The organism is Alteromonas sp. K632G, from assembly GCF_017653625.1.
GTDB lineage: Bacteria > Pseudomonadota > Gammaproteobacteria > Enterobacterales > Alteromonadaceae > Alteromonas > Alteromonas naphthalenivorans.
The window spans coordinates 488,409-512,009 of sequence record NZ_JAGGDM010000001.1 but is presented as its reverse complement, the minus strand read 5'-3'; the positions used below and the strand labels follow the sequence as shown (position 1 = coordinate 512,009).

Annotated in this window: 21 protein-coding genes; 8 read left to right on the top strand and 13 right to left on the bottom strand. The window is 44.6% G+C overall.

Annotated elements, in window-relative coordinates; all coding sequences use genetic code 11:
- Window positions 1–47: 47 nt before the first annotated feature.
- The 3 genes from J5X92_RS02280 to J5X92_RS02270 all read right to left on the bottom strand — a co-directional run bounded on the left by J5X92_RS02280 (window position 48) and on the right by J5X92_RS02270 (window position 2,584).
- The gene (locus J5X92_RS02280) at window positions 48–488 is read right to left on the bottom strand and encodes a TerB family tellurite resistance protein (protein ID WP_208804495.1); all 441 of its coding nucleotides are present in this window, start codon (window positions 486–488) and stop codon (window positions 48–50) included.
- 99 nt (window positions 489–587) lie between these two features.
- Window positions 588–2,240: a fused response regulator/phosphatase gene (locus J5X92_RS02275; protein ID WP_126871867.1), complete on the bottom strand. Its 1,653-nt coding sequence runs from the start codon at window positions 2,238–2,240 to the stop codon at window positions 588–590.
- Window positions 2,241–2,278: 38 nt separating this feature from the next.
- Window positions 2,279–2,584, bottom strand: a complete 306-nt coding sequence (locus J5X92_RS02270) for an STAS domain-containing protein (protein WP_126871868.1) — start codon at window positions 2,582–2,584, stop codon at window positions 2,279–2,281.
- Window positions 2,585–2,763: 179 nt separating this feature from the next.
- Here J5X92_RS02270 and yciH point away from each other — a divergent pair, with 179 nt between their 5' ends.
- The 3 genes from yciH (at window position 2,764) to pheA (ending at window position 5,454) form a co-directional block, all read left to right on the top strand.
- The gene (yciH, locus tag J5X92_RS02265; protein WP_126871869.1) at window positions 2,764–3,096 is read left to right on the top strand and encodes a stress response translation initiation inhibitor YciH; all 333 of its coding nucleotides are present in this window, start codon (window positions 2,764–2,766) and stop codon (window positions 3,094–3,096) included.
- Between the two features lie 42 nt (window positions 3,097–3,138).
- Window positions 3,139–3,939 (top strand): response regulator, encoded by an 801-nt coding sequence (locus J5X92_RS02260; protein ID WP_129737342.1) that lies wholly within the window; start codon window positions 3,139–3,141, stop codon window positions 3,937–3,939.
- A gap of 333 nt (window positions 3,940–4,272) precedes the next feature.
- Window positions 4,273–5,454, top strand: coding sequence for a prephenate dehydratase (pheA, locus tag J5X92_RS02255; RefSeq protein WP_126871871.1), 1,182 nt, complete (start codon window positions 4,273–4,275; stop codon window positions 5,452–5,454).
- Between the two features lie 87 nt (window positions 5,455–5,541).
- On the opposite strand, the gene tyrA is transcribed toward pheA, so the two are convergent.
- The 3 genes from tyrA to J5X92_RS02240 all read right to left on the bottom strand — a co-directional run bounded on the left by tyrA (window position 5,542) and on the right by J5X92_RS02240 (window position 8,700).
- A complete protein-coding gene (gene tyrA, locus J5X92_RS02250; protein ID WP_208804494.1) occupies window positions 5,542–6,687 on the bottom strand; it encodes a bifunctional chorismate mutase/prephenate dehydrogenase in 1,146 nt (381 codons plus the stop codon).
- Window positions 6,688–6,730: 43 nt separating this feature from the next.
- Complete coding sequence (locus tag J5X92_RS02245; RefSeq protein WP_013784893.1) at window positions 6,731–7,822, bottom strand: 3-deoxy-7-phosphoheptulonate synthase; 1,092 nt, start codon at window positions 7,820–7,822, stop codon at window positions 6,731–6,733.
- Between the two features lie 248 nt (window positions 7,823–8,070).
- Entirely contained in the window at window positions 8,071–8,700 is a 630-nt protein-coding gene (locus tag J5X92_RS02240) for a trimeric intracellular cation channel family protein (protein WP_208804493.1), read from the bottom strand.
- Window positions 8,701–8,817: 117 nt separating this feature from the next.
- On the opposite strand from J5X92_RS02240, the gene J5X92_RS02235 reads away from it, so the two are divergent.
- Window positions 8,818–9,486 (top strand): alpha/beta hydrolase, encoded by a 669-nt coding sequence (locus J5X92_RS02235; RefSeq protein ID WP_126871874.1) that lies wholly within the window; start codon window positions 8,818–8,820, stop codon window positions 9,484–9,486.
- A 9-nt stretch (window positions 9,487–9,495) separates the two neighbouring features.
- Here J5X92_RS02235 and J5X92_RS02230 read toward each other — a convergent pair whose 3' ends face one another.
- The 7 genes from J5X92_RS02230 to J5X92_RS02200 form a co-directional block, all read right to left on the bottom strand.
- On the bottom strand, window positions 9,496–10,359 hold the full coding sequence (locus J5X92_RS02230) for an alpha/beta hydrolase-fold protein (RefSeq protein WP_126871875.1): 864 nt from the start codon (window positions 10,357–10,359) through the stop codon (window positions 9,496–9,498).
- Between the two features lie 925 nt (window positions 10,360–11,284).
- Window positions 11,285–11,644, bottom strand: coding sequence for a 50S ribosomal protein L19 (rplS, locus tag J5X92_RS02225; protein ID WP_013784897.1), 360 nt, complete (start codon window positions 11,642–11,644; stop codon window positions 11,285–11,287).
- An 18-nt stretch (window positions 11,645–11,662) separates the two neighbouring features.
- A complete protein-coding gene (gene trmD / locus J5X92_RS02220) occupies window positions 11,663–12,424 on the bottom strand; it encodes a tRNA (guanosine(37)-N1)-methyltransferase TrmD (RefSeq protein WP_208804491.1) in 762 nt (253 codons plus the stop codon).
- Entirely contained in the window at window positions 12,425–12,946 is a 522-nt protein-coding gene (gene rimM / locus J5X92_RS02215; RefSeq protein ID WP_013784899.1) for a ribosome maturation factor RimM, read from the bottom strand.
- A gap of 24 nt (window positions 12,947–12,970) precedes the next feature.
- Window positions 12,971–13,222: a 30S ribosomal protein S16 gene (gene rpsP, locus J5X92_RS02210; RefSeq protein WP_013784900.1), complete on the bottom strand. Its 252-nt coding sequence runs from the start codon at window positions 13,220–13,222 to the stop codon at window positions 12,971–12,973.
- Window positions 13,223–13,423: 201 nt separating this feature from the next.
- On the bottom strand, window positions 13,424–14,668 hold the full coding sequence (locus J5X92_RS02205; protein WP_312847914.1) for a M20/M25/M40 family metallo-hydrolase: 1,245 nt from the start codon (window positions 14,666–14,668) through the stop codon (window positions 13,424–13,426).
- Between the two features lie 274 nt (window positions 14,669–14,942).
- Entirely contained in the window at window positions 14,943–15,602 is a 660-nt protein-coding gene (locus J5X92_RS02200) for a DsbA family protein (RefSeq protein ID WP_013784902.1), read from the bottom strand.
- A gap of 148 nt (window positions 15,603–15,750) precedes the next feature.
- Between J5X92_RS02200 and J5X92_RS02195 the strand changes: the two genes are divergently transcribed.
- From J5X92_RS02195 to J5X92_RS02180, 4 genes are all read left to right on the top strand, one after another.
- Window positions 15,751–17,028: an aminotransferase class I/II-fold pyridoxal phosphate-dependent enzyme gene (locus tag J5X92_RS02195; RefSeq protein ID WP_013784903.1), complete on the top strand. Its 1,278-nt coding sequence runs from the start codon at window positions 15,751–15,753 to the stop codon at window positions 17,026–17,028.
- 432 nt (window positions 17,029–17,460) lie between these two features.
- Window positions 17,461–19,221, top strand: coding sequence for an ABC transporter transmembrane domain-containing protein (locus tag J5X92_RS02190; protein WP_208804489.1), 1,761 nt, complete (start codon window positions 17,461–17,463; stop codon window positions 19,219–19,221).
- Between the two features lie 121 nt (window positions 19,222–19,342).
- Window positions 19,343–20,398 (top strand): efflux RND transporter periplasmic adaptor subunit, encoded by a 1,056-nt coding sequence (locus tag J5X92_RS02185; protein ID WP_232043544.1) that lies wholly within the window; start codon window positions 19,343–19,345, stop codon window positions 20,396–20,398.
- Window positions 20,391–23,510: an efflux RND transporter permease subunit gene (locus J5X92_RS02180; protein WP_208804487.1), complete on the top strand. Its 3,120-nt coding sequence runs from the start codon at window positions 20,391–20,393 to the stop codon at window positions 23,508–23,510. The genes J5X92_RS02185 and J5X92_RS02180 overlap by 8 nt, the downstream gene beginning before the upstream one ends.
- Window positions 23,511–23,601 lie beyond the last annotated feature (91 nt).

Here is a 23,601-nt window from a genome sequence, read left to right as displayed (position 1 = left end):
CACTTTTTTTTCAAAATTAATAGCATGTGGGTGTGTTAAGTATTGCTTTAATTTTCTGGCGAAACACGCAATTTAGCTTTAATAAAATGGGAATGCGGCACATGCAACAAATCTGATATACGCCGGATTGTATGCTCTTCAATAGGAGCAAGTTGGTTATCCGCATAAGCAATAGCCCATAAGCCTTCAAGAATGTCCCGCTTTTGGTCTGGATCACAAGTTTGATTAATTATTTTGGTAAATTGGACTAAATCGACGGCTTCTTCTGCTGATGAACGCCCTTCTTCCATAAGTAATTTTAGCGCTTCGTCAGAAAGCTCAAACTGCTTATATAAATGCGTCTTGTAAGCATTGAGCTCGCTGTCTGTAACATTATCATCTGCCCTTATTATTTCACTTAACAAAGCAGCAGTGGCAAGTTCGACTGTATGTTTCTGTTGCTCTTCTGACTCTTTCGTTTCGAAAAGCTGTAACAAAGATTTAAGCATTAGACGCTCCAAATAAACAACGAAGCTATTGCATAACACATCCACCGTTTCGAAGTGGGGATATACGGCAAATCGTTGGCATTTTTAGTTTAGTGGTAGTTATTCAACGACTGTATTGAGCAAACAGTTTATTTTTCTCCCGCCTTTTTCAAACCACACTTTACTACTTAGCGCTCTAATGAGGCCTAGTCCTCTTCCGAATGAGTCATTACTTTCGGGGCTGGCTTGTTGCTCCCACTCAAAACCATTTCCACTATCCTCTATAGAAAGGAAGACAATTTCTTTTGCAGGATCCGACTCAATATTAATAATAATCGTCCCTTTATCTAGGGCACTAAGCAGCCTTTCTCGCTGCTCATAATATAGTTGAAAGCCTTCTGGAGAGTGCTTTAAACGTGAATCCATGTTCAAAATCCCGTGCTCTAAGGCGTTGCTAAACATTTCGGAAACCACGGTAAAAAGCACTGAGCGAACATGTTCAATTCCACTACACTGAGAGGTTTGATGGAGCATGCGAGTTTGAATGTCAGGCTGCTTTAAATGTTTAGCACTTAAGGTGATGGTGATATTCAATGGGATATCATCGGTAGCTTTATAAGGCTTAATCCCTTCTAAAGCCTGACTTTTAAAAACAACGATAGACACATCGTCGTCAAAAGTAGGCGTAGCCGAAAATGCTTTAGCGTGATCGAAAATTCCTTCGGCGGTAATATCCTTGACCTCAGCACACCATTGCTTTATCCCCTCTTCGGTTAGCATATTTCCTTGTACATCAACCGCTTCTGTTAACCCATCGGAATAGATAATTAACTTGTCATTCGCCAACATCTCAAAAATTTCGCATTCACTGTCAAACTCGTGCTGCTCAAGAATACCTAGCGCCATATGTGGAGAAGAAATAGTTTTAATAAATTTCCTTTTGTCTGACACCACCAGCATCTGCGGCATGCCACCTTGCCAAAGGGTAATACGAGAACCATCAGAGCCAACCTCGCCGATAACCGCCGCCATAAACATATCGCTGGGTAAAAATCGCAGAAGTATTTTATTAAACTCTGTCGCCATTTCATTTACCGATAACCCTTTTAAAGACATCTCTTGAAATGCGCGCGTTACCGGCAATGCACCTATGGCTGAAGCAAGCCCGTGCCCAGTAAAATCTCCCACTAAAAAGTACAGGCCGCCACTTGGGCTAGCCTCACACACAAATACATCCCCATTAAATGTTTCAGCTGGCGTTAATGCGTGATCAAAATATTTAAGAATGTGGCTTTTATTAACAATGGCATGACTGAAAATATGCTCAACAATGGCATGCTCTCTTGCTACCCGTTGCTGATAAAATCTAAGCTCTTCATTTTGCTGTTCGATATGCGCGCTTAGGTTACGAATTTTTTCGTGAGCACGAATTTTAGCGGTGAGAATATGTTTGTCGAAAGGTTTGGTCGCAAAGTCATTCCCTCCTACCTCTAAACACTTAACCAGACTTTCTTTGTCATCCAGCGCGGTGATGAATAAAATAGGTAAGTATCGGCCGCCAGCTAAGGTTCTAATTTGTGGTGCAACTTCGAAACCACTCATACCCGGCATGATTACATCAAGTAACACTAAATCGGGTATCGCTTGTTCAACTATCGCTAGCGCGTCTTCACCGCATGCAGCTTCAACACAATCAGTAAACCCCGCCTCGCTTAACATGCTAACTAACATGGTGCGATTTATTGGTTCGTCATCAACGATAAGAATTTTCATTTAATGTTAGCGCCCTGTGGCTTACTTACCGCTACGTCTCAACGAATAATAAATTTTTTGTCAAAACGCGATATTTTTAGTATTCGCTCCACGGGTGGTCGGCTATTTTCAATACTGAATGTAAGCGTTCGTTGTGATAATACTTTTTGCATATTTAGCAACATACCTAAGGCTGAACTATCCATATATTCTGTTTTAGCCAAGTCTACGGTGATGTGTTTCACGTCAGAGTCTAAATCTTGATAGGCTGAGCGAAAGGCTTCCACTTTACTAAAGTCAAACTTTTCGCCCATTTCTATTATTAAAGTCTGTTGTTGATTAACTTTATCCATTGAGACATTCATTTAACGACTCCTTCTACGTGGACTACACTGTTTACTTTGTTCTCCAGAGAAAAACACAGCGTGTAATTAGGCTTTACTGAATTTATTCTAGCGCAGATATTTCAGCCTGCCATGCTACAATTGTAGATAAGCCTAAATATGGCGCTTTTAACGTACAGGAAAAGTAATCAGAGGATAAAATGCAAGATTGGCAAGATGCACTGCTGGTGTACAGTACCGATAAAGGTAAAGTTAAACCTTCGCCTAAAGAAGCAAAGCGTTCCACTTCCGACGATGGTATTGTTCGCATACATAGAGAAACAAAAGGCCGCAAAGGAAAAGGCGTGTCTATAATAAAAGGGCTCGATTTAGCCCCCGATGCGCTAAAAAAGCTAGGCACTGAATTAAAAAAGAAGTGCGGCTGTGGTGGCGCGGTTAAAGATGGACAAATTGAAGTTCAAACGGATGACCGTGAGAAGCTAAAAGCTTTGCTGCAAGATAAGGGCTTTAGCGCTAAAATTGCTGGGGGTTAATTCACCCTCCTACTTTCCTTAAAATACCAAAAAGAGAACGGAATGGAAAAGCTGTCAATTTCTGATTTACATATCATATTAGTTGAACCCTCTGATACACAGAGGAAGATTATTACTACCCTATTGTTGAAAGAAAAGGTTAGGGAAATTGATCCTGTAAGTACCCTTTCTGAAGCTATATCGGCGGTTAAAGCGCATGGTGCAGACCTGATTGTTAGCGCGATGTATTTCGAAGATGGCACAGCATTAGATTTGATCAAGTTCATCAAAGAAAATGACGAATTTAAATCTATTCCGTTCATGTTGGTTTCAAGTGAGAACAGAATAAGCAAGTTGGAAGAGTTCAAACAAGCGGGCGTTTCAGCCATCCTTCCTAAACCTTTCGAGCCCCTTCATTTGTCTCGCGCGCTCAATGCTAGCCTTGATTTAATCAATCACGACGAACTTGAACTCGAGCTATTTGATATTCACGATGTTAGGGTGCTGCTGGTTGACGACAGTAAATTAGCGCGTAATCACATTCGTCGTGTACTTGAAGGCATGGGATTGCAGCGTATAAAAGAAGCCGAGAACGGCGCAATGGCACTTACCTTTATAAAAGATGAAGCCTTTGATTTAGTCGTTACCGACTACAATATGCCAGAAATGGATGGCCGAGAGCTATCTGAGTTTATCCGTTTCAACCCCGAAACTACGCATATTCCTATCATCATGGTAACGTCTGAAGCGGCCGATAGCGCCCATATGGCCAATATTCAACAGACCGGTGTGAATGCGCTATGTGATAAGCCCTTCGAACCTACGGAGGTTCGACAAATGCTAGCGGCCTTATTAGGTAACTAACATCACGAATTCCTAAAAAAAAGCCTACTGTTAATTAAAGCAACAAACAGGCATCATGGTGCCTGTTTGTTGCTTTAAGGCAAATTCGCTATTGCCCTACCCCTTCTACTAAAATCTATCAAGCTTTCCCCACTATAAAAATTAAAACCAATGTAAAAACAGGTTGACACTGAAACGCTGTACGCATAAAGTCAGGCGTATGAAACAGAATAATATACATGCAGTAGCTATCTTTTTTGCGTTTATGCTCTTTAAATAGGGAGGCGCAGCTACATGCATAAAAACCTCCCTCAAGGGAGGTTTTTTTTTAGCTAATACGATAAGTGGAAAACTATGTCTGACAACGCCTTAGATGCTGTAAGAGAGCGCATAACATCTTTAGATAGCGAACTTTTAACCTTATTGGCAGAGCGCCGTGTGCTTACCAATGAAGTCGCTGAAACTAAAATTAAGCACCATATTCCAGTTCGGGATCAGAAGCGTGAAGAGCAACTCCTTGTTCGCCTGATTAAAGAAGGTAAGGACGCTGGCCTTGACCCTCACTACGTTACCCAAATATTTCACGTCATCATTGAAGACTCAGTATTAAATCAGCAAGCAATGCTTGCTGAACGTGCCAACCCTGGCAGTACGCTTCCTCTTAATCGCGTGGCTTTCTTGGGCGACAAAGGCTCTTACTCGTATCTTGCTACCCAGAAATACTTTTCTAGACGTCCTGGAGAATTACTGGAGATAGGTTGTCAGAGCTTTAGTGAAATTATTCAGAAAGTAGAGAATGCAGAAGCCGACTATGCGGTTCTACCTATTGAAAACACAACTTCAGGCAGTATTAATGAAGTTTATGACCAACTTCAACATACTCACTTGAGCATTATAGGCGAACTTACTCACCCTATTCGTCACACCTTGCTTGTTGGCGCAGACACTACCGTAGATAAAATAAAAACCGTGTACGCGCATCCACAAGTATTCACGCAGTGCAGTCACTTCTTAGCTGAGCTTGGCAATATTGAAGTGAAAACTATGGACAGTACGTCATCGGCCATGTTGACAGTAAGTGAGTTACAACGAGATGACATTGCGGCTATTGGCAGTGAGGCTGGTGGAAACCTTTACGGTCTTACTGCAATAAAAAGCAACTTGGCCAACCAAAAAGAAAACCACAGTCGTTTCATTGTTGTTGCTCGTAAAGCGGTAGTCGTGCCACTTCAAGTTCCGGCCAAAACCACACTGGTTATGTCAACGGTTCAAAAGCCTGGCGCATTAGTTGAAGCGCTTTTAGTGCTAAGTGAAAACAATATTAATATGACGAAACTAGAGTCTCGTCCTATTCCTGGTAACCCCTGGGAAGAAATGTTTTATATTGATGTGAAAGGCAATGTAGAAGATGGGCCAGTGCAAAAAGCAATTGAATCGCTACGCAGTATAACCCGTTATTTGAAGATACTTGGTTGTTACCCTAGCGAAGAAATTAGCCCTACCAAAGTCGCTGCGGCAAGTGCATTGGCGGAATAATATAAACCAGCTATACGAGCGGTACTGCGGGGTTAATGGCCATCGAAGTACCGTTTTTTGTTGCTAGTTTAAAGAAAACATACCTTATTATTTTTTACGCAATAGCTGGCCATCATCGGCCTTTAACAACAATTGTTTACTATCAACCAGACAGTTTTTTGCGTAACTGCCAAACCAGTTTCCTATAGTTAGAAACTGTTTGATAAACGCTTTTTTATCTCCCTTTTCCAACAAGTTTAAGGCTAGACCGAAACGGTCATAGAATCGTCGAAGCAAAGCGAAGTTATCAGGATTATTAAAAATAATATCCGCGTACAATTCGGGGGCTTGCGCGAATAACCGCCCAACCATCGCTAACTCTAACCGATAGATAGGTGAGCTAAACATAGTGAGGGATTCAAGATCAGGATCTTCTCCACGTAAATGCTCACCATACACAAAGGTATTGAAGTGGCGCATTACCTGAATATAAGCCATAGATTTATCATGCTCTTCGGCGGTGCTGTTGTGAATAGTTGCGCCCCAGATTTTCATTTGATCGATAAGCCAGCCATAAGCGCTTTTTTCGCGCCCCTCACACACCACCACGACCTGTTTAATCATACCTGGAGCATCGGGTCCAAACATAGGGTGTAAGCCAACCACGGGCCCCTTATGCACTGCCATCATGGCCTCAATGGGCTTAACCTTGATACTCGTAATATCAGCTAAAATACAGCTTTCGGGCAACATCGAGAGCTGACCTATCACCTGTTCAGTAAGGTTAATAGGCACAGCCACTACCACTAATGCAGCGGTTGAAAGCACGTTTTCAGCATGACCATTCTCCCAGTCTTCTCTCTCGACGACAGAGACTGAATAGCCGCTTCGCTCGAACAAGCTTACGAATATTTTACCCAGTGCCCCCGCCCCACCAATAACCACAATGGTACCAACGTCAGCATTTACCCCAAGGTATCGATTATTTTGCGTATGGTAAGACTCACGCATGATACGGCGTAATAAGTCTTCAGTAAGATCAGGGGAAACGCCTAACGCTTCAGCTTGCGCTCGTCGTGAAGCAATGAGTTCTTTTTCTCTGGAAGGTACATAAACAGGCATGCCAGCTTCGGCTTTTACCTGACCCACTTGTGTAGTAAGTGCGTTGCGTTTTGCGAGAAGTTCAACGAGCTGGGTATCCAGCTCGTCAATTCCTTCACGCAGCGTATTTAATTGCTGCGAAAAATCGGCCATTCAGTGTGTCCCTCAAATCAAATGGCACTGACTACCTCACCTATTAGGCAACATCGGTGCGCTTATTTTGGCGTAAGGGTAGCACAGTTATTAATTTATCTCTGGTTTGAGCAATAAGCGATTCTGTAGTTTCCCAGTCAATACAGCCGTCGGTGATAGACACACCGTATTCCATTTCGCTTAGCTTTTTCCCATCGGATTTTTGGTTACCCGCTTTTAAGTGGCTTTCTAACATCACGCCAATAATAGACTGGTTACCTTCGAGTATTTGATTTACTACGTTTTGTGCAACCAGAGGCTGACGACGGTAATCTTTTGAAGAATTCGCATGACTACAGTCCACCACTAAGCCAGCTGTTAGCCCTGCTTCTTGCATTTCAACTTCACACTCGGACACACACACTGAATCGTAGTTTGGTTGTTTACCACCACGTAGAATAATATGGCCATCTGGATTACCACTGGTGGCAATAACACTCACTTGACCTTGCTTGTTAATACCCATGAAGCGATGACCTGATGCTGCTGATTTAAGGGCATTTAGGGCAATATCTAAGCTGCCATCAGTACCATTTTTAAAGCCTACTGGCATTGATAGACCACTGGCCATTTCACGGTGAGTTTGTGATTCTGAGGTACGAGCACCAATTGCAGACCAGCTGAATAATTCGGCTAAGTACTGAGGGCTAATTGGATCTAGCGCTTCAGTCGCAACCGGAAGTTCGAGTTCAGCCAACCAAATCAATAGTTCACGGGCTTTACGCAGACCAGCTTCAATATCGAATGTATCGTCAATGTGAGGGTCGTTAATTAACCCTTTCCAACCCGTGGTGGTGCGCGGCTTTTCGAAGTATACGCGCATAACAATAAACAGCGTGTCTTTGCACGATTCATGCAGCTCTTTTAACTTCAGCGCGTACTCTTTAGCTGCTTCAACATCATGGATAGAACATGGTCCACATACCACCAACATACGATGGTCGCGACGGTGAATAATGTCAGAAACAATTTTGCGAGATTCTGAAATGGCAGCAAGCGCTTTTTCTGAGGCAGGCAACTCAGCACTTAATGCTTCTGGGGTAATAAGCACATCTTCTGCACTTACGTGGATATTATTTACAGTGTCCTTGATCATGGGGCTCTCTTAACTACTAAAAAACGGGAAAAAATAAAACGTCAAAAGAGTATATTTTCGCGTGTAAACTTATATGTACAACAGGCATTTTCTAATTTTCTTTAACGTCATTGACTTTTTAACAACAAACGAATAAGCACGCAAGCTTTTACGTATAATACTTTGCTTTAAGTCCAACAAATATGTTTTTTACATGACGATCGGTTAAGTTCATGCTTGATTAGTTTACTTTTCAATCAATGGTGAATTTAGCTTTTCGGCGTGCAGCCCTTCTTAAATATATTTGGTTTCCAGCCCCAATGTAGCGAACCTAGACGAATAAATACGGTTGTTATCAGTGAACCCAAAATACACCATGCATAGGGCGCATCTAACGTAAACAAGGCAGCATACGCCAAACCTCCAGAAAGACATGCTGTAGCATAAAGGTCACCACGCATTACTAATGGAACCTCTCGGCAAATCACATCCCTGAGTAAACCTCCAAATATCCCTGTGGTCATGCCCATAGTTAGCGCCACTATCATACCTGTACCTTCTATCAGCGCTTTTTCCATGCCCATGATGTTAAAAATGGCAAGCCCTGCGGCATCCATCAAAATAAAGTAATAGTTGGATAATGGCGGTAGATAGCGAATGGATATTACTGTGAGTATTACTGCGCCATAGGCAGAATATAAATAAGAAGGCGTTTCTACCCAAAAAATAGGTTGGGTAAGCAACAAGTCTCTGATGGTTCCACCGCCTAGTGCAGTGACCGAGGCCACTACAACCACGCCAAAACCATTAATACTTTTCTCATGCCCCATAAGTGCGCCCGATACCGCAAAGAACGCCACCCCAAATAGCCCTAAAAAAAGAAAGTAATCTGCCGTCATCCCTGTCTCACTCGCACATTGGTTATAGGTTTATTCTGAGAATAGTCGAGTACAGATCGTTAATTTACGAATTTCGTGTCAATATTATTGTCTTAAACATGCAAACCTATTTTATAGATGAAATTTATACTCATTTTATTCTTTGTTGTTACTACTGTTAACGCTCAGGCAGCGTCTAGCGAATATGCGTTTCCAAATAGTATAGACCCAGCCAAACGCTACGTGTTCTATTCACATGGCTTTATTGTAGAAGGGGAAGAGCGAACGCCCATACACCCTAGGTGGGGTGTTTATGATTTTCCTAGCGTTCTAAAAGCACTTGAAGACGAAAGCTATGTTTTAGTAGCTCACCACAGACCAGAAGGTGTGAGTCCTATCGACTACGCTAAACGTCTTGCTGGAGAAGTTAAACAACTTATCACCGCAGGTGTTCCCCCACAGAACATTACCCTTACCGGGTTTTCACGGGGCGGCGTGATTACAATACTCGCGTCAAACGAATTAAAAAACTCTCGAGTTAATGTTGTGATTTTAGCGGGCTGTGCAGGATTAATTAATCGTAAGCGCGATATTCAGCTATACGGCCGTGTGCTTTCTATTTATGAAACTTCTGACGACGTTGGCTCATGCAACCTTTTAGAAGCACGAAGCCGCAAGCTTAAAGAGTTTAAAGAGATAGCCATCACTACAGGAAAAGAACATGGTGCCTTCTATCGTCCTATGGATGAATGGGTAATACCGCTAAAACATTGGATTAGTGAATCAGGCCCCCAAAACGCACAATAGCACTCATGCTTACTGCTGCACCTTCCCATGTGGTTTGTTTGCGTAAAGCCAATCTACCCCCTGAATAGCGGTGGTAGGAAACGCAGTAGCGTGAGTGGCCTCACCAATAAGTGTGAACTTCAGATTTACCTGATTATCATTCTGCTGCGTTATTTTTTGAGCCAGTTTTTGTGCTCCTTCCACCATATCTTGCCTTTCACCATATTCGGGGCGTTCTAATTCGCCCACGGCAAGAAAGACCTTAATTGGCGTTTTAGGTTTAACAACCGGTTCAGACAAAACAGCATGGTCGCGAAACCATACCGATGGGCTACCAATAATGTAACTACTAAACATATTTGGACGAGTAAAAAGCACATAGGCACTAAACAACCCACCTAAAGAATTTCCCACTAGCGTTCTAGGCATTCCCTTCACGCGATAGTTATTCTCTATGTAGGTAAATACCGTGTCATTGATAAAGTCAGCATGTTGCCCCGCTTTGCCAGTTTCAAGCTTCCAATCTTCAGCAAGGTAAGGGGTATAGTCGCGAACGCGACTAGAGGCACCCTTAGACCCTTTCGAATAGGATATGGCCACTATGATAGCCTGCTCCATTACGCCGCTGTTCATAGGAAAACGTGTTGCCCCGGACACAACCTGAAATGCATAAGAACCATCCAACAAATAAATGACAGGATAAGATGCTTTGGTATTAGCTCGGTAGCTTTTCGGTAACTTGATAAAAATGGGGTAAGTTCGGCTAGATTTAATGTCTTGAAGCTCCACAACAGTACTTCTAGGTATTTTGAATTCAACGTTAGCATTTGCCACGGTACTAGCCAGAGCACTAAAGACAAACACCGTTATTACCCAGAAAAAACGCAATCGCATGGGCCACTCATTGTTTTAATTATCTATTTTCAACATCTTATCTCGCAAACGTGCATTGAGCAATTGTGCCAACACCAAGGAATACATTCCGGAATGCTACGTAGTTGGCAGTGACCTTCCAGCGCATGGATGCGCTGATATAGCGCCCACGGATGGGTTTATGCCGCACTACTCCATGGTACGGGTCAGCGTTTATAGGAGAGGGAGTCGCCCCATCAGAAGCCTTCCACAACATAGAGCTATTGCGAAAACGCCAAAGATGGATTCACGCCGCGTTTCACGTGGGCTTCTACTGGCGACTAGTATTAATATTCAACGGTGAGCCTTAACCGGCTGTTCAGAAGGAAGGGCTTTGTGCGCCTCGGAAACTCTCTACAGCATGGATGCTGTAGCGAAGGCCCCATGGATGGGTTTACGCCGGGTTTCAGAGGCACACAAAGCCCTTTCCCTTCACCTAACCAACTCATGCTATAAAGTGCGACCGGAGGATGCGGTGTAGGTGCCGATGGCCTTCCAGCGCAGGACGCGCTGGCAGAGCCCCCAACGATGGGTTTACGGCGAGTCATTGGCATCATCCTTCAACTCACCTATCGTGGCTACAAAGTGCGACCGAAGGGATGTGGTGTTGGGCTCGCTGACCTTCCAGCGCAGGATGCGCTGACATAGCGCCCACGGATGGGTTTACGGCGAGTCATTGGCACCATCCTTCAACTCACCTATCGTGGCTACAAAGTGCGACCGAAGGGATGTGGTGTTGGGCTCGCTGACCTTCCAGCGCAGGATGCGCTGGCAGAGCCCCCATGGATGGGTTTACGGCGAGTCAGAGAGCCCAACACCACATCCCTACCGCTTTTTTGCAGACACAAAAAAGCCCGCTAATAAGCGGGCTCTTTCGAAGTTAACAATAACGCAAGGATTAGTAATCTTAGTTAAGCTTTTCTTTGATACGTGCAGATTTACCTGAACGTTCACGAAGATAGTAAAGCTTAGCACGACGAACCGCACCGCGGCGTTTAACTTCAATTGAAGAGATAGCCGGGCTGTGTGTTTGGAACACACGCTCAACGCCTTCGCCGCTAGAAATCTTACGTACGGTAAAAGACGAGTGCAGACCACGGTTACGCTTAGCGATAACAACACCTTCATAAGCCTGAAGACGCTCTTTGTCACCTTCGGTAACGCGAACTTTAACAACTACTGTGTCACCCGGGCCGAACCCTGGAACATCAGATTTAAGCTGTGCTTGCTCAATTTTCTTGATGATATCTTGACTGACTTTGCTCATCATATCCTCTCGTCCTAGTTAACTGTCATCTCGCTGCAACTGCGTTTGGAATATTTCCAATAACCGCTGCTGCTCCTCAGTCAGAGCTAGGTGATTTAACAAATCAGGGCGACGCAGTAAGGTTCTACCCAAAGACTGCATTAATCGCCACTGCCTAATTTTTTCATGATCACCACTTAACAACACGTCAGGTACCGATTGACCATCTAGTACTTCTGGCCGCGTATAATGCGGACAATCCAGAAGACCATCGGTAAAGGAATCTTCAACTGCTGAAGCTTTATGCCCCAACACGCCGGGAACTAATCTGGCAACTGCGTCTATTAAGACCATTGCCGGCAGTTCACCGCCACTTAGAACGTAATCACCAATGGAGACTTCTTCATCTACATGGCTTTCGATTACGCGCTCATCAATTCCTTCATATCGACCACAGATTAAAATCGTACGGTCAATGCCAGCAAGACGTTGAACGCCTGCTTGGTCAAGGGGTTTCCCTTGAGGTGATAAGTAGATCACGCTACTGTTTTCGCCACCAACTTTCTTGGCAGCTTGTATAGCATCGGTAAGCGGTTTAACCATCATCAGCATGCCGGGTCCGCCACCATAGGGGCGGTCGTCAACTGTGCGATGGCGGTCATGAGTAAAGTCGCGGGGGTTAAAGGTATCAACCGATAATTTACCAGACTTAACTGCCCTGCCGATTACACCCTGCTGGGTGAATGGCGCGAACATATCTGGAAACAGGCTAACTACCCCGAACCATTTTTCCGGTGTCACTTAAAACCCCGGATCCCAGTCAACTTTAATGACCTTCGCTTCCCGATCAACCTCTTGTACAACGTCGTCGAACACAAAAGGTATTAATCTTTCTTTTTGACCAAAAGCATCGCCTACATTCGCTTTAACGTGAACCACGTCATTGGCACCTGTATTAAATACTTCTTTCACCACACCTAAGTCGTAACCTTGCGTAGTTACCACTTTCATGCCAGTGAGCTCGCGCCAATAAATACCATCGTCCCCTAAATCGGGAAGTTGCGAAGCGCTAATGTTTATATCCAAGTTTTTGATGCGTTCTGCATCATCTCGGTTATCCACACCAACAATCTTTGCTACCAGGCCTTTACCATGCGTTCGCCATTGGTCAATTTGGTATTCGTTTTCTTCGCCAAGGAACCAAGGCAAGTACTCAAAAATACCTTCTGGTGTTTGTGTATAGCTGTTGATTTTGACCCAACCTTTTACACCGTAAGGTGCACCGATTTTGCCAACAACCACAATGTCAGACGCTAAACTCATCTATACTCACCAGTTAATTGCAACTTACGCTGCAGATTTTTTAGCTTCTTTTACCAAGCTAGTTACGCGCTCAGATAAGCTCGCGCCAACACCAACCCAGTAATCAACACGTTCTAGGTCAACGCGTAAACGCTCTGCTTGACCTTGTGCTGTTGGGTTGAAGAAACCAACGTTTTCAATAAAACGACCGTTTCTTGCACGACGGCTATCAGCCACCACTAGTTGATAAAATGGACGCTTTTTCGCGCCACCACGCTGTAAACGAATAGTAACCATAAATGCCTCAAACTCGTTGTAGCGTTACCGTTAACTTAATCCTTCTTTAGACGCTTATAAATTGAGCGCCTAAGAGAAGGCCGCCGAATTATACGGATATGGGGTGTGAATGCAAGTATAAATGCGGGTTAAATAGGGATTATGCATCCCTATTTATGACTAATGTGGTATTAGCGCCTATGAAGCGGATATTTGGTGAGGTTATTGGGCGCCCTTCTCACCTAAACGATAAAGTAAAATAGCGGCTTTATGCATGTTTTGCGCAAAGGTAGACATATCGGCCACTTCATCTTTGGTGTGCCCGCCGTCCCCCATTAAACCTAAACCATCAATTGCCATGTCTACATGATCTGCAGCGAATGAAATATCAGCGGCGCCGGCGTTTCGCGGATTTACTGGCGCAACAGGGCCATAACCTAAAGATTCACTCACATCGCTATACATCTTTAATAATGCATAGTTTTTATCAGTAGGCGCCATTGGCGGATAACCATCGGCAAACGTTAAAGTTGCTGATGTGTGTAGAAGGTTATCTGCTACAATTTCTTGCATCACCGTTTTAGCTTTTGCTAGCTCATCAGGCGTTAAGGTACGAATGCCCCCTTTTACAGTCACTTCTTTGGCCACCACATTGGTTTTGCCAAAGCCTTGTACAATAGAATTCTCTGGCTGTACTTCAACTTCTGTACCACCCGCAATAAGGCCAGGGTTGAAGGTAATATTGCCTACGCCGGCTAGTTGCTCTCGGAAATCATTTAAAATACGGGCGGTTTCAAAAATAGCGCCATAGCCCACATTGTCGGTGAATATTTGTGAAGAGTGCGCAGGCTTACCTACTACATCTAGCTGCCAGCCTATAGAGCCACGACGAGCAACCACGGCCGTTTTAATATCGCCATCGGCATCTTCAAACCCCAGCGCGATATCTGCCCATATTGCCGCATCAACCAAGGCTTTCTTAGATAACGAAAGGGGGCGGCCACTACTTTCTTCATCACCCGTCATCACTACCTTAATACTGATTTTATCGAGTAAATCTAAGGCTTTCAGCGCTTGCAGTGCCGCAATAATAATCACATCGCCGCCTTTCATATCGGTGATGCCAGGCCCTGCAATATGGGTGTCATCAACGACACTGTAGTGCTGAAATGCATCATCTTTAGCAAATACTGTATCTAAATGGCCTATCATCAGAATCTTTGGCCCCGAATTGCCATAGCTGGCCACTAAGTGCCCAGCCCGATTAAATTCACTTCCATCAACCCACTGGGTATCAAACCCCATTGCATCGAACTCGGCTTGATAAATAGCCCCTACTTTTTTGACTCCGTCGAAATTCATGGTGCCACTATTGATATTCACCGTTTTTTCTAACAGCGCTTGGGATTGGGTGAGGTTATCATTAATATGCTTTGTAATTTTCTGCTCGGTGGCAGTATTAGCCATACTGGTTTGGCTAAACATGAATAGCATGCCAACGAACAAAGTGTTGAATTTGATTCTTTTGATCATGAATTTTCTCTTATTTATTATCATTTAAGGCTTGAATAGAAACAGGAAGAATAATGAGAGTAAAACGGGCGTTCTGTAATGTCTAGTGCGACGAAAAAAGGGAATGTTAGTGAATAATGTTTTATTAGAAGCCGTTAAAAATGCGTAAACAGTTTTGCGACATGGGCCCAAGTTGACCCATGTCATATGAGAGTTTTATAGCTGTAGTTTATAAACCTAACTGAGCCAACGTTACATTCGCATCGTTATAATCAAGGGCAATAAATCGATAACCTGATTCATTTTTTAAAATTAAGCTGGGAAAGCCCTGGGCGCCAATAGCTTGCCCCATGTTTATTTCTTCTATTAATGTTCGTTGAGTTTCTGCGCTGTTTAAGTCTTCTTCGAATTGCTCTGGGTTTAATCCTAACTCGCTGGCCAGTTCAATCAACGTACTGTCATTGGACGGACTCATGGCGCGAAGATAGTACCCTTGTTGAATAGCATTTATCATCGATTCTTCTTTACTGGCATCTTGATTTCTTGCAGCAATTACCGCACGGCATGACGGATAAGTTGAGCGTCGTGGCTCGCATTTTTCCCAAAAATCAAAGTTGAATGTGGTACCCGGCACCCGCTGCATAATGGTTTTCCAATATCCGCTGATGGCAGCTTGCATAGCACTTGGCATGGGTTCGTTAGAATCGGGCGCTAGCCCGCCTAATACATATCGCACCTCTATGTGATCTGGCAGGTTTTGTTTTATGGTGTTCCATACTGGTACAAACGCCCAGCACCAACTGCACATGGGGTCGTGCACGTAGTAGAGAATAGATTTACTACCTTGCTGTGTTACTTGTTGTCTGGGCTGATGCACTGGCTTTTCCAAAACACTCTCCTACATTTAATTAACAAATAAATTTTTAATACTTCACAAGTAAAGATTTTTGGATTACCTTGATCAAAAGCTTTATAGACGTCTAACCATCTAAACATCTAAACGCACAAAATATGAATTAACTTTTAAGGTATGTTCAATGAAACCAGAAACCATTGCATTACACGCAGGCTATACTAGCGAAGAAACTACAAAAGCAGCAACTACTCCTATTTATCAAACCACATCGTTTACGTTTGATAATACGCAACATGGTGCTGATTTGTTCGACCTTAAAGTGCCAGGTTATATCTACAGTAGAATTATGAACCCCACCAATGCTGTGTTAGAGCAGCGTTTAACTGAATTAGAAGGTGGTGTTGGGGCATTAGCGGTAGCCTCTGGCATGGCCGCTATTCGCTACGCCATAGAAGCTATCGCAGAAGTCGGTAGCAATATTGTAAGTGTTGGACAGTTATACGGCGGCACCTACAACCTTTTTGCGCATACTTTTCCTCGCCAAGGTATTCAAACTACCTTCGTACAAGCAAATGACTTCGACGGCCTTGCTGCTGCTATTGATGAAAATACCAAAGCGGTATTTTGCGAGTCTATTGGTAACCCTGCAGGAAACGTTGTTGATATTAAACGTTGGGCCGATATTGCACATGCCGCAGGCGTGCCGTTAATTGTTGATAACACCGTTGCCACCCCTATTCTTTGCAAGGTGTTCGATCACGGTGCAGATATAGCCATTCACTCCCTAACCAAATATATTGGCGGTCACGGCACTACCGTGGGCGGCATTATTGTTGATTCAGGTAACTTTGACTGGGCTGCTCAGCCAGAACGATTCAGTATGCTGACTACACCCGATCCTAGCTACCATGGCGTTACTTACACAGAAGCACTTGGCCCAGCTGCGTATATTGGCCGCTGCCGCGTAGTGCCTCTGCGTAATACAGGGGCTGCACTTTCAGCACAAAGTGCGTTTAATATTATGCAAGGTTTAGAAACCTTATCGTTACGGATGGAGCGCCACTGCGAAAACGCAGAAAAAGTGGCTGCGTTTCTTGAAAAGCACCCTTCAGTGAATTGGGTTAACTATGCGGCTCTGCCTGATAGTGAGCACTTCGACACCTGCCAACGCATTTGTGGCGGTAAAGCGGCCGGTATTATTAGCTTTGGGATTCAAGGTGGATTGCCAGCAGGCGCTAAGTTTATCGACGCCCTACAGCTAATTCTACGCTTAGTTAATATTGGTGATGCAAAGTCTTTAGCCTGTCACCCTGCTAGCACTACACACCGTCAATTAAATGCTGATGAGCTTGCATCGGCCGGCGTTAGTGAAGATATGGTTCGTATTTCGGTAGGTATTGAACATATTGACGATATTATAGCTGACATCGAGCAAGCCCTCATTGCTAGCCAAAGCTGAGCACTTGAAGCTGCTAAGCTAAGCGCTCAAAGCTTTTAAGCTTTGCACTTCAAAGTGCTTTATTACATTTAGGTACGTCGGGGTTCCAGGTTATAAATGGAACCCCAGACTTTTGTTTTTTACTTTGAACCCAGCCGTTTTCTACTCTTGTTTTTTCTTTTCTAAAATCTTTTCTTTTTTAGCTATTTCTTTGCGACTTCCGGCTTCTCTTACAAATTTTTAACCCGGCCCGCGTAAGTCAGGGCAAGCCAGGTTCCACCCACCTGATTTACTGCAACTGTAGTCGAATGAATAAATCAACTTTTCCTAATTCAGCGTATAGTCATAACGATTAATCGTTCTCGGCTTCTGTTCGAACGCATCAATAGCGCAAATTAGATACGGTTTTCCGTAGCGTCGCTTTATCCTGTTGAAAATTTAAAAGAGGTTATTTTGGCAACACCGTTAAATGAAGTGTCAACAAAACAAGTACTGCAGTGGATAGGTTCACACTTAAGCCAATACAAAAAACGTGTCGCTGGGGCCATTGCCGCCTTGTTTACTGCCGCTATAGCATGGTTAATGTTAGGACAAGGCATTAAATATGCTATCGATAGCGGCTTTGTAGAAAGCGCTTCTGAAACCTTAAACCAAGCCACGGTTATTGTATTGGTAATAACGCTAATTGCCTGCATTGCGACCTATGCCCGCTTTTACTTGATGACATGGTTGGGCGAGAGAGTCAGTGCCGATATTAGAAATCAGGTTTACTCTCATTTGCTCTCACTTCCTCCTTCATTTTTCGCAGAGCTTAGAACCGGTGAGGTTATTTCTCGCTTCACTAGCGACACTACGGTAATTCAAACCGTGGTGGGCATGAGCCTCTCGATGACGCTTCGCTCGGTAGTCACCTTTGTTGGCGCGTTGGTGCTAATGGGGATATCCAGCCCACTACTTACTTTTTGCGTCATTATCGCGGTCCCCGCCGTACTTGTCCCCATTAAAGTGTTGGCACCGCAAGTGCGCAAGTTCGCTAAAATAAGCCAAGACAAAGTGGCGGATTTAGGCTCTCACATAGATGAAAGCCTGCATGAAATTATGACGGTTCAAGCGTATACCGCAGAAGACAAAGAACGAGCCCACTTTTCATCTCGCGTAGAGTCTGCCATGGATGCGGCCAAGCATCGTATCCATTACCGCTCTTTATTAATCGGCTGCATTATGTGCTTAAGCATGACAGCGATAATATTTATTGCTTGGGTAGGCGCACGCCAAGTATTAGAAGGTAAAATGACCGTTGGGGAATTGTCAGCCTTTCTATTTTACGCGGTGATGGCAGGCGGCAGTATTGCGACTGTAAGTGAAGTGATTGGAGAAGTGCAACGCGGCGTTGGCGCCAGTGAACGCCTTTATCAGCTGCTGAATGCAACATCAGAAGTGACCTCGCTGTCTGAACACTCGGCTTCATCTCAAGTGCCTCAGGTAGCGCCCGCTATTGCGTTCAAAGACATGAGTTTTGGCTACCCAGGCACTAAGCCATTATTTAACAACCTAAACTTGAATATAAAAGCCGGTGAGAACCTTGCTCTAGTGGGGGCGAGTGGCGCTGGAAAATCATCACTATTCCAATTACTTATGCGTTTTTATGACCCCACTACCGGTGAAATCACGTTTGACGACACGCCCATTGTGGGCATGCCGCTAAGATGCTTGCGCCAACATATCGCCATTGTTACCCAAGAGCCTGTAGTATTCGCCAGTAGCGTAATGGAAAATATTCGCTATGGCAGCCCGAATGCAAGTGACGACGAAGTGATTAATGCAGCCAAAAAAGCCTTTGCTCATGAGTTTATCGATAATCTAGAAAACCGATATCACACTCAGTTGGGTGAGCGTGGCATCAAACTTTCTGGTGGTCAGAAACAACGTATCGCTATAGCCCGTGCAATATTAGCAAATCGCCCTATTCTTCTTTTAGATGAAGCAACAAGTGCGCTAGATGCCATGAGTGAACGTATGGTTCAACAGGCAATGAATCGTTTAATGGAAGGCAAGACCAGTATTGTTATCGCGCATCGCCTGGCCACCGTTCAGCATGCAGATCGTATCGTTGTGATGGATAAAGGCAGCATTGTAAGTATGGGCACACACGCAGAATTAATGAAAAGCGATACCCTGTATAGGGAATACGCTGAACTGCAATTGCTTAGCTAAGCCGCCTATGGTGCTATAACACTAGAATTTTGCTTGAGTAAAGTGGCAAAAAAAGAACGCGATAACAGCCACTAATTATCATCATTAAAAAAATAAAAAACTAAAAGATTTCGGAAAAAAAATGACAAATATGATCTCCCGATACGCGAGGGTATCGGCGTGCTGTGTGGTATTAGCACTAACCAGTGTGCCGGCTTACAGTCAATTTATGGGTGACAAACAGGCTAAGTTAGTCGTAACTGAGCCAGTCTCTTTCATGTATGAAACCCGAAAAGTGGAAGCTGTGGGCAGTGCCGAGGCGCTTCGCTCCATTGCACTTTACCCTGCTGTTGCCGATGAAGTCATCGAGGTCAATTTTGTTCCGGGCCAACTCGTTGAAGCTGGCAAAGTTTTAATAAAGCTAGATAACCGTCGTCAGAAGAATGCCGTTAAGCGTGCAGAGTTAACATTGAAAGATGCACAGCGTACACTTGATAGGCTTATCACTAGCCATGCGCAAGGCGCGGTGCCTATTAGTGAACTTGACCTTGCTCGCACTCAGCGTGACCTAGCCGAAGTTGCTTTAGAAGAAGCTATTGTCGACTTAGATGACCGGTTTATAAAAGCACCTTTTGATGGCGTTGTAGGCATTACTGACATTGAAGTGGGCGATCGAATAAACGAACAAACGTTAATCACTACTCTGGACCATAGAAGTAAGCTTTACATTAACTTCAAAGCCCCAGAAGCCGCTTTACCTGTGCTAATGAATGCGCCGGACGTGACGCTAGAGCCGTGGAGCGATCGCGAAGTGTCTATAAAAGCCGAAATTGCACAAATTGACTCGCGTATTAACGAAGCAGATCGTACTTTGCGTGCCCGCGCACTGTTAGATAACTCTGCAGACAAATTCCGCCCTGGTATGAGCTTTCGGGTAAATTTAAGTATTCAGGGCGACCGCTATGCAGCGATCCCTGAAGCCGCGTTATTATGGGGTGCTACCGGCGCTTACATTTGGCTGGCAGAGTCAGGAAAAGCGAAACGTGTTGATGTAGACGTTCATCAACGTTTACGCGGTGCAATATTAGTGTCTGGCGCCATTAGCGAAGGAGACAAATTAATTGCTGAGGGTGTGCAACGCCTTCGAAATGGACAAGCGATTACGACTGAATTGGTTGGGGGCCCCGCCAATGAGTAATGCGCCTGCAACCAACGACCTCCCCTCTTTATCAATTCGACGACCGGTACTCATAGTTGTTCTTAATTTACTGATTGCGATTGCTGGTTTATCGGCATTAAATGCACTAGAAGTACGAGAACTACCCGACGTAGATACGCCAAGAATTACAGTGACTGCCACCTACCCTGGTGCATCACCGGAAACTGTTGATGCCGAAGTTACCAGTCGATTAGAAGGCGCGGTAGCTCGGGTTAGCGGCGTAAAAAACATTTCCGCACAAAGCGAAGAAAACTCAGCACGGATAAGAGTAGAGTTTCGCGCTGGCGTTAACTTAGAAGATGCCGCCAACGAAACCCGAGAGTCGGTGAGCCGTGTTCAGCGACAATTACCGGATGATGTTGAAGAGCTTGCCATTATTCGCGCAGACAGTGATGCCCAAGCAGTAGTAAGCCTAGCTATTTCAAGCGACACCCTAGACATGGAAACCCTGACTGAGCGTGTTGATACCGATGTCGCTCCGCTTTTTTTGAGCATTCCTGGGGTAGCCGATGTCAGCATGAGTGGCGACCGAGAACGTGTGCTTAGGGTATCTGTAGATCCCCTTCGTTTAACCAGCTTTGGGCTATCGATGGCCGAAATTGCCAGCGCATTAGAACTCGCCCCTTTTGATGTGCCAGCAGGCAGTATTCAATCTTCCGATCAAGCCTTAATTGTGCGTGCAGACGCGACATCAGTCAGTGCTGAAGACGTAGGTAACATTGTCATTTCAGGTGATATACGAATTAGCGATGTAGCCAGTGTGTATTTTGGCCCAGCCGATTCCAGCAGTATGGTTCGACTTGATGGCCGCCCTGTTATTGGCTTAGGCGTTATCCGACAAGCCAGCTCAAACACCATTGAAATTTCAGATGAAGTGCTTTCTATGGTGAAAGACTTAGATAAACGCTTTACGGACATGAAGATTGTAGTGACATCTGACGACGCTGAATTTATTCGAGATTCAGTGAAAGAAGTCGTGGTGTCGTTAAGTCTTACCGTAGCCTTGGTTGTTCTTACTTTATTAGTGTTTATTGGCTCTTGGCGCGCCACTATTGTGCCAGCGCTGAGCATTCCGGTCTCACTTGCAGGTGCGTTAGGTATCATTTGGGCCATGGGCTTTTCGGTTAATATTTTAACTTTATTGGCGTTGGTGCTTGCCACAGGCATGATTGTTGATGATGCCATTGTGGTATCTGAAAACATTCAGCGCAGAAGAGCTATGGGGCTTGGTCCTCGTGCAGCCGCGGTTATTGGTACCCGCGAAGTATTCTTTGCGGTTATTGCTACCACCGCGGTACTAGCTTCGGTGTTTATACCCATCGCATTTTTGCCTTCTACCGCAGGGCGCTTATTTAGAGAATTCGGCGGCGTGCTAGCGGGAGCAGTTATCATCTCATCGTTTGTTGCTTTATCGTTAGTACCCGCGCTTACCGCTCGGCTTTCAAAAAAACAATCTACGAAGTCGGGCTTTTTCGATGCTACGTTTGGCCGCTTCGGTCACGCTTGTTTACGGCTATACCAAAGGTCATTAGTGTTCGCGTTAAAATACGCATGGGCGGTAGGCATACTAAGCTTACTAGCTGGCGGTGGTGCATACCTGCTGGCCAAGAATATCGATAATGAATTAATGCCAAGTGAAGATAGAGGCACCATTCGTATATTTGCTCGCGGCCCTGATGGTGCAGGTTTGAACTTCATGGACCGACAGGCCGAGAAGATGGAAGAAATGCTATTCCCTTATGTAGAAAACGGCACCATCGACTCAATTTATACGGTGGTGGGGCAATGGGATCCTAACATTGTATTTATTACTGTTCCCCTTAAGCATTGGGATGACCGCGACAAGTCGTTACAAGATATCGTGGGTGAAATTCGCCCTGGCTTGCAAGCCATTCCAGGAGCGCCGGGCAATGCCTTTGGCGGAAACAGCCTTAATTTACGGGGTCAAGGTGGTGGTTTAGAACTGGCACTCACTGGTGATACCTATGAAAATATTCATAAAGCGGCGTTAGCGTTTGCTATCGAGATAGAAAATGCGTTACCTGAAGTGGGTAGACCGCAAATTAGCTACGACCCTACTCAGCCTCAAATGCGAGTTAATATTGACAGACGTCGTGCAGAGGAATTAGGTGTTCCACTGCCTGATATTGCCAGCGCCCTTCGCGCTGCGGTAAATGGTGATGATATTGCTGATTTAAACGTGGGTGACCAAGCCATTCCCATTATGCTACAAACCAATAATAGAAATTCTATTAACCCCTCAGACCTTACTAATCTGTATGTGAAAAGCAGTACTGGTAACCTGGTGCCATTATCCAGTGTCGCATTTATTACTGAAGAAGGTGTGGCCGCTGAACTTGAACGCCAAGCGCAGCGCCGTGCAATTAATATCGAGATGGATTTGCCGGAAGACTTAGCGTTAAGTGATGTAGTAGACAGCATTCGCGAACTTGGTAACGAAACGCTACCCGATGGCATGGGATTAGTATTCTTAGGTGAAGCACAAACCTATGAAGAAACGTCTAAGCAAGTCGCCCTAACCTACGTACTCGCATTTATTATTGTACTGCTAGTGTTGGCAGCGCAGTTTGAAAGTGTGAATTCTGCCGTTGTGGTAATGTTAACGGTGCCCTTCGGTATTGCTGCGGCTATTTATGCCCTGTACCTAAACAGCACAAGCATTAACATTTACTCGCAAATTGGCTTGGTAATGCTAATAGGACTATTGGCGAAAAATGCCATCTTACTTATTGAGTTTGCCGATCAGTTACGGGATAAAGGCTATAGCGTTTACGATGCCATTATAGAAGCGGGTCGCGTTCGTCTTCGCCCAATCATGATGACATTGGTGTCCACTATACTAGGTGGCCTACCACTGATACTTTCAACAGGCGCAGGTGCCGAAGCGCGAAATGCGATTGGTTGGGTTGTCTTTGGTGGACTAGGTATTGCGGTGGTCTTCACCTTATACCTAACGCCAGTACTTTATCTTGCCCTAGCGCGATTTACTAAACCTCGCGCCGATGAAAGCCAGCGGTTAGAAGGGGAAATGCGAGAGGCTGAACTGCGCGAAGAAGCCAGTGTAAGTTAAGGCCAATACAAAAGGCGTGAATACTCACCTACTCCTTTGTACCTAAAGTATCTTCTAAAAGCCTCGTTTTTAACGGGGCTTTTTTATAACT

Bases quoted from the DNA above. Each gene is read 5' to 3' on its own strand.
- J5X92_RS02280 (WP_208804495.1), bottom strand. From the start codon at position 488: ATGCTTAAATCTTTGTTACAGCTTTTCGAAACGAAAGAGTCAGAAGAG.
- J5X92_RS02275 (WP_126871867.1), bottom strand. From the start codon at position 2,240: ATGAAAATTCTTATCGTTGATGACGAACCAATAAATCGCACCATGTTA.
- J5X92_RS02270 (WP_126871868.1), bottom strand. From the start codon at position 2,584: ATGAATGTCTCAATGGATAAAGTTAATCAACAACAGACTTTAATAATA.
- yciH (WP_126871869.1), top strand. From the start codon at position 2,764: ATGCAAGATTGGCAAGATGCACTGCTGGTGTACAGTACCGATAAAGGT.
- J5X92_RS02260 (WP_129737342.1), top strand. From the start codon at position 3,139: ATGGAAAAGCTGTCAATTTCTGATTTACATATCATATTAGTTGAACCC.
- pheA (WP_126871871.1), top strand. From the start codon at position 4,273: ATGTCTGACAACGCCTTAGATGCTGTAAGAGAGCGCATAACATCTTTA.
- tyrA (WP_208804494.1), bottom strand. From the start codon at position 6,687: ATGGCCGATTTTTCGCAGCAATTAAATACGCTGCGTGAAGGAATTGAC.
- J5X92_RS02245 (WP_013784893.1), bottom strand. From the start codon at position 7,822: ATGATCAAGGACACTGTAAATAATATCCACGTAAGTGCAGAAGATGTG.
- J5X92_RS02240 (WP_208804493.1), bottom strand. From the start codon at position 8,700: ATGACGGCAGATTACTTTCTTTTTTTAGGGCTATTTGGGGTGGCGTTC.
- J5X92_RS02235 (WP_126871874.1), top strand. From the start codon at position 8,818: ATGAAATTTATACTCATTTTATTCTTTGTTGTTACTACTGTTAACGCT.
- J5X92_RS02230 (WP_126871875.1), bottom strand. From the start codon at position 10,359: ATGCGATTGCGTTTTTTCTGGGTAATAACGGTGTTTGTCTTTAGTGCT.
- rplS (WP_013784897.1), bottom strand. From the start codon at position 11,644: ATGAGCAAAGTCAGTCAAGATATCATCAAGAAAATTGAGCAAGCACAG.
- rimM (WP_013784899.1), bottom strand. From the start codon at position 12,946: ATGAGTTTAGCGTCTGACATTGTGGTTGTTGGCAAAATCGGTGCACCT.
- rpsP (WP_013784900.1), bottom strand. From the start codon at position 13,222: ATGGTTACTATTCGTTTACAGCGTGGTGGCGCGAAAAAGCGTCCATTT.
- J5X92_RS02205 (WP_312847914.1), bottom strand. From the start codon at position 14,668: ATGGCTAATACTGCCACCGAGCAGAAAATTACAAAGCATATTAATGAT.
- J5X92_RS02195 (WP_013784903.1), top strand. From the start codon at position 15,751: ATGAAACCAGAAACCATTGCATTACACGCAGGCTATACTAGCGAAGAA.
- J5X92_RS02185 (WP_232043544.1), top strand. From the start codon at position 19,343: ATGACAAATATGATCTCCCGATACGCGAGGGTATCGGCGTGCTGTGTG.
- J5X92_RS02180 (WP_208804487.1), top strand. From the start codon at position 20,391: ATGAGTAATGCGCCTGCAACCAACGACCTCCCCTCTTTATCAATTCGA.